We start from the raw sequence: 611 nt of genomic DNA on the forward strand, positions 1-611 counted from the left end.
GCCGAATTGACGAGGAAGGGTAGCTGTATTTCGTCGATCGTGGCGATGAGATCATCAAATCCCGTAGCTAGAAGGTCGCGCCCAAGAAGGCTGAGAACGCGCTTATCGGCATTCCGGGGGTGCGGGAAGCAGCCGTGATCGGCGTTCCGGACGAACTTCTTGGGCAGGCCGTGAAGGCGTTTGTCGTGATGGAGCAAGGGAGGTCCACCGATGAGAAGCAACTGCAGAAGGAATGTCAGAAGCGGCTGGAAAACTTCATGGTCCCAAAATCCATTGTCATCGTAAACAGCCTGCCGATGACAGACACAGGGAAATTGAAGAAAACCGCTTTGTCCTGAAATAACCTTTCAACAGTGCCTTCCGTTGAACTTACTGAACTAACTGGAGAGAATAAAATGTTGTCCAGAAAAGATCCGATGGAGACTTACAGCGAGCAGATTCGCGGTTTCCTTGCCTCGAATTTCTACGTCGCCGACGCCGAGGCCCTGCAAAACGATGCGTCTCTGCTCGATCAGGGTATCGTCGACTCCACAGGGGTGCTCGAAGTTATCGGGTTCATTGAAGAAACATTCGGCATCATCGTTGAAGATAGCGAGCTATTGCCAGAGAAC

General features: G+C 51.7%; 2 protein-coding genes. Both read left to right on the plus strand.

Features of this window, described 5'->3' with window-relative positions; all coding sequences use genetic code 11:
- Window positions 1-104 precede the first annotated feature (104 nt).
- Entirely contained in the window at window positions 105-338 is a 234-nt protein-coding gene (locus tag EN852_RS42730; RefSeq protein WP_348643515.1) for a hypothetical protein, read from the plus strand.
- A 57-nt stretch (window positions 339-395) separates the two neighbouring features.
- Window positions 396-611: acyl carrier protein (locus EN852_RS34690; protein WP_135879581.1), on the plus strand; the 216-nt coding region annotated here is incomplete at its 3' end.

This window comes from Mesorhizobium sp. M2E.F.Ca.ET.209.01.1.1, assembly GCF_004010375.2.
Taxonomy (GTDB): Bacteria; Pseudomonadota; Alphaproteobacteria; order Rhizobiales; family Rhizobiaceae; genus Mesorhizobium.